The organism is Streptomyces sp. NPDC005533, from assembly GCF_042871845.1.
GTDB lineage: Bacteria > Actinomycetota > Actinomycetes > Streptomycetales > Streptomycetaceae > Streptomyces.
In genome coordinates, this window is record NZ_JBIAJH010000121.1 from 1 (window position 1) to 4,869 (window position 4,869).

3 protein-coding genes and 1 tRNA gene are annotated in these 4,869 nt (G+C 64.4%); 1 reads left to right on the forward strand and 3 read right to left on the reverse strand.

Going from position 1 to position 4,869, the window contains the following annotated elements; all coding sequences use genetic code 11:
* Positions 1 to 222 precede the first annotated feature (222 nt).
* From ACFYP3_RS36960 to ACFYP3_RS36970, 3 genes are all read right to left on the reverse strand, one after another.
* Positions 223 to 486: a transposase gene (locus ACFYP3_RS36960; RefSeq protein ID WP_388842446.1), complete on the reverse strand. Its 264-nt coding sequence runs from the start codon at positions 484 to 486 to the stop codon at positions 223 to 225.
* A gap of 214 nt (positions 487 to 700) precedes the next feature.
* A tRNA-Leu gene (locus tag ACFYP3_RS36965) sits at positions 701 to 783 on the reverse strand.
* Between the two features lie 1,762 nt (positions 784 to 2,545).
* The gene (locus ACFYP3_RS36970) at positions 2,546 to 2,737 is read right to left on the reverse strand and encodes a winged helix-turn-helix domain-containing protein (protein ID WP_388842448.1); all 192 of its coding nucleotides are present in this window, start codon (positions 2,735 to 2,737) and stop codon (positions 2,546 to 2,548) included.
* Between the two features lie 1,243 nt (positions 2,738 to 3,980).
* Here ACFYP3_RS36970 and ACFYP3_RS36975 point away from each other — a divergent pair.
* Positions 3,981 to 4,241 carry a hypothetical protein gene (locus tag ACFYP3_RS36975; protein WP_388842444.1) on the forward strand — a complete coding sequence of 87 codons (261 nt, stop codon included), beginning with the start codon at positions 3,981 to 3,983 and terminating at the stop codon, positions 4,239 to 4,241.
* Positions 4,242 to 4,869 lie beyond the last annotated feature (628 nt).

Consider the following 4,869-nt stretch of genomic DNA (forward strand, 5'->3'; position numbering starts at 1 on the left):
CGGACTCGGAAGAAATGTTCGATCCGTTCGGTCAGCGCGGCGCGTCTGACCTCACGCTTTGTCGGGTTCGCGGGCCACTTGCGCCACTTGTAGTAGTAGTACCCAGGCCGGTGATCGTGGACAGGGATCTGCCCCTGGATACCTCAGCTCCACAGACCTCGGTCAGATGCGCCGAGACCTCCCCCGTGGGCCAGGTCCTTCGCCGACAGCGGCAGCACCCTCTCATCGACGCCGGTCAGCCGGCGCTGACGCTTCTTCACGATCCGTGGTCCGAACCCCCTGCCGGTACTGCGGCATATCGATCTCAACCGGACCGACATCCGTGATGACGGTCCTGGAGCTTGCACACTTACCCGATCTGCCGCCGTTCTTTCCCTCGGGGTGCCGGTCGTAGCCGTAATGATCCGTCCTCTCGCCCTCAAGGGCGGACTCCAGCAGCCGTCTCGTCAGCTGCAGGAGCAGTCCGCCCTCGTCCCCAAGCTGCAGTCCTCGGCCCGAGCCCGGGCCACGAGCCCGTTCAGGAACGGGTCATCGACAGCCGTGGGCGAACGCCTCCGCCTCAGACGTTATCGCGGTGCTCCCGCCGGTAACAGGTGTAATCCTCCATGACCGGAGTTGCACCGCTCCACAGTCCCGAGACGTCAGGTGAAGGATCGATGTAGGGTCCTCCCCCCCCAGAAGCTTCGGGCATCGACGTAGGTGGGCGAGGTGGGATTCGAACCCACAGACCCTTAGGTGGCGGTTTTTAAGACCGCTGCGTTTGCCTGATTTCGCCACTCGCCCTTCGTGGACTTGCACTTTCACGTTTCGGCGGTCGACCTCTTCTCCTGCGTAGCGAGGTTGGCGGGCGGACGTGTAGGGCCCCCATAGCCGGGAGCCGGCAGTGAAAATAGGAAGACCCCTCTCCTCCGGAGTGCACACCAACGCTGGGAGCGGAGGTGCGCTTCGCTGCGCGGCCGGACTATCGGCGGCCTGCCGCTGCGGAGGGTCCTGCTTCTTGGGGTCTCGGAGATCACCATTCGCTAATGGAGGTAAGGATCCAGAGACAGCCCGTCAGGGAGCAGGGTGAGAGGAGTGCGAAGGTATGAGTTGCTCTTGCCCTCACATCGTTTGGTGACCGATCCCGGCAGCACAGCGGTCCGGAGCTCCTGCCCAACCACTCAACCGCGGTCCGGATACGCTCCCGTGTCGGCCCCAGCTCCGGCCGCCAGTCTGCGACTGACGAGCTGGATGCATTGATCTCCAGCCGGAGCAAAGCGGGACCCCTCCGGGAAAAGAATGTGCCCTGTCAGCAGCGATACAGAGTGTTCGATCACGGGTTCCACAACAACGACCTCCAGTCGCCCGGGGCCACCAGTACGGCCGACCCCGGTGGCATCTCTCCTCTAAGACGCAGCCACCTGGGAAACCTCACGCCGGTCAACGGCCTGAGTGTGGTCGTGACGGGAGTCCCGAGAGTCCAAAATTGCGGCAGTATATCCCTTGCAGAAGTGCCGGGAAGCTCCTGCAGATCCTCAAACGGCCTGTGTTAACGGCTGGATGGTGTAGGCCACCTAGGTCAGAGGGCTTTACGTTCTTGCTCGGTCAGTCCGCCCATTCGTAGCGCGTGGGGACAGTCAGGGAACGGGTGTGTCTATCAGCGGGTTGCCGGATTGTGGCTGGAATCACTTCGCCAACAAGTCGCCGAGTAGGCCCGCATGCGCCGCCACCTCCCGAGCATGCACCGCGGTGACGGCATCGCAGTCGACCTGCGCGTCCCCACTTCGCGGCGCCTGAACCTGGCAGCCGACCGCAGCAGGACAGCCAACCGCCTGTGGGCGCAGATGCTGGAGTACGTTCCCGCCCTGGAGCGAGCTTTCCACTACAGCACGTCCAAGGGCTCCCTGGTGATCCTGACTGGCTACCAGACTCCCGGCGCTCTACGGCGGATCGGCCGGAACCAGCATGCGGTCTGGCTGAAGAATCGCAAGGTCCGCAACTCGACCCTCGTCGTAGCCAACCGCGGTCGAGCCGCACTGCCGTTCCCGGAGATGAGCTGGCCGCCGCCGTCAGTACCGAGGGCCTTGCCCCACTCCCGAAGGACTCGGGGCGGATCAGCGGCAGCACGCGTGGGCCGCGACGCTGCTGCCGACGCCACGTCTGCAGGTCTTCTACATGTCCGCCATAGCAGCAGCCCGATACTGACCCACCTCGAAGGGGCTCTACGAGCGCCAAGAGCCGAGCGGAAGAACCACAGGCAGGCCTTCATCGCCCTCCCACGGCGTCGCCTGAACATCCTGTGGGCACTCATACGCGACGGCCGACGGTGGGTGTGCCGGGCTGGCGGTGGGCGGCGATGAGGAGGTCGTGGTACTCGGTTCAGGCGAAGCTCTTGCGCCACCGGCCTTGCGAGTGGCATGCCGTTTGGGCTGGTAGGTGAGGCGGGCGCGTTCGCCGGGCTTGTAGTAGCACAGGGCGGCGAGGGATAAGCGGCACTGGGAGCGTCCGCGGACCCGGACGACCGGTGTGCTGCCGCGTCTGCTCCAGGTGCGGGAGGGCGGCGGCGTCATCGAGATTCCGGCTGTGTCTTCGAAGACAGTCCATGCCCCGTACGCTGCCGCGATGGTTCCACGTGCGGCCACACCTGCTTCACCCAGCCGACCACCGCCGCCTCGTCACGCTCGACCGCACGACGGGTTGGAACCTGATGACTCCAGCGTTGTGGCCTCAGCATCTGCGAGATCCTCGACAGCGTCATCGACTTCTGGAACCTGCGGCCGATCAAGGACTTGATCCTGGCCAGCGTCAACCGCTGGTCCGGCCAGCCATGCGCGACAGGGTCCCTGGCCGGCTCCTCCTCGAGCAGGGCGAACAGGGCGTCGCTCGGCTTGGACTGGACGCCGGGCCGGGGGAACGGACCCCGTCCTGACCGGCGGCACTCCAGGCCTGCCGCCACCGCTGGACCGAGCGGAAGCGGACCTGTCACTCCTTCGCGACCTCGCTACTGCCCCGCCCTTTGGCGAACATCGCGACCGCTTCCATCCGCACCCGCCCGCGGAAGGCCTGCCTCTCCGCGGTCCCCCACCCTGCGGATACCCCATACCCACGGCATACCGCGACGATCAACGATCATCAGCCCCTACGACAACCCACTTCCATATCAGTAGTTACCTGCCCTGCCGCATCCTCCTGCGGGCTCCTCTGGTTCTGTCCCGCCTCGAGATCACCCGCTGACAGACGATCTTTCGTTGTGATCTTGGCCGCCGGTCAGTCGCCTCGGACCGCACCGGGTGCTGTCCACCCTCCCACCTGCACAGATCAAGATGGAAAGTGCTCACTGGGAATCAGTAGCGGTGCACAAGCTCCTTAGCTTTCGTCGGCCCGGCAGGGCTTGGCGGGAGCACCGGAGATGCGGTGTAGATGTCGCCGTCCCACCCCAAGCCCGAGGAGGAACGTGCCTGCTCCGGTCACTAGCCCGCACATTGGAGCCAGCCAGGGAGGGCCGATGCCATTGATGAGGCCTGTCACCCAGTCGCCGACCCTAATACCTCCGAATGCTAGCCCCAGGAAAGTAACGGCGACGCGGGCGGGAGCTAAGGGATGGGCCTTGATGATCATCCTAATGCCGTCACGCGCATCCTGGGTTTCGATGGAGTGGGGCTCCTTTAAGTGATCGACGATCTCCGGATAACAGGCCCGGCGCGCCCCGACTTCGAAGACGGGCTCTTGCGGAGTGCCGCCTTGTAAGGGCATGTGGCCCTTGTCTTTCGCCACGAGATGCGCCTCCTCTCCCGGCTCGCAGACCCTCATTACGCAAGAGGGCTAATAAATAGCGTACACCTTGCGTGCAATTATGAGGATATATTGCTCCAGGTACGCATGTAAGCGTATGGTTGGGGGCGCTCTCTGGGCAGAGAGCGCCAGAGAGGATTGGGCAGATCCAAGGCTGACGGGATCTGTCCCGCTCCGTCTGTGAACCGAGTGCACTCAAGGAGGAGCAGATGCCGGAGACCGTTGAAGAGGCCAACGACAGAGTCGGCCGCAGTAGGACGAGCCCGGCGGATCGCGTAACCGCGAACCTTCCCCCCCGAGCTGCACTGGCACTGGAACGGATCGTGGAACTAACCGGCTATAGCAAAACCGACTCGATTATCCGGGCCATCCAGGTCTACGCCTACATGGAAGAAGTTTGGAGCGCTGGGGGTGCCGTCTCCGTAACGGAGGACCCGGATTCCGAACCTCAGCAGCTCAAGATTCTTTAGCGCGAGCGGAAAAGCATCCTGCCAATTATGCCTGCTGCAATTCGGTGGGTATAGGTGAGTCCAGCTCCCACCCCGGCAGACCGCCGGATGCCGGGGTGGGAGCCAGGGGGGTACCCCTACGGGTTTCGTCAACCCGTGGGGGCGGGTTGGGGTTCGTAGAAGGTGCCGTCGGGGAGCATTGCGAAGAGCACGTTGGCTCGGCGTCCGGCGAGGCAGAGGAGGGCTTGGGTGTGGTGCTTTTCCCTGGGCGGTCCTCTTGTCGTAATAGGTGTGGGATGCCGGGTCGGCCAGGGCAGCGAACGCGGAGGGGGAGAAGGCCCGTTCGAGCTGCTTGTTTCCTCTCCGGGCGGTTGTACGCCGCGGATGGAGGAGCCCGGGCTGCGGGTCGTTGGGGGAGAGGTCTGCGTAGGCGGCGAGGTTGGGCGGTGGATAGCAAGCTGGCGAGGATGGGGGCTCCGGTTCCTGACGCCGATCCCCGACCTGGAGATCAGGACCTTAAAAAGAGGGTGTGCCTCCACCAGTTCCTCGATCCTTGCGGGGAGGGGTTTTGGTGGTGAAGGACTGGTCGGAGGGAGCTGGCGAGGCTGGGGACGATCAGTGCGGCCGGGTCCGTGCCGGGAACCATGAC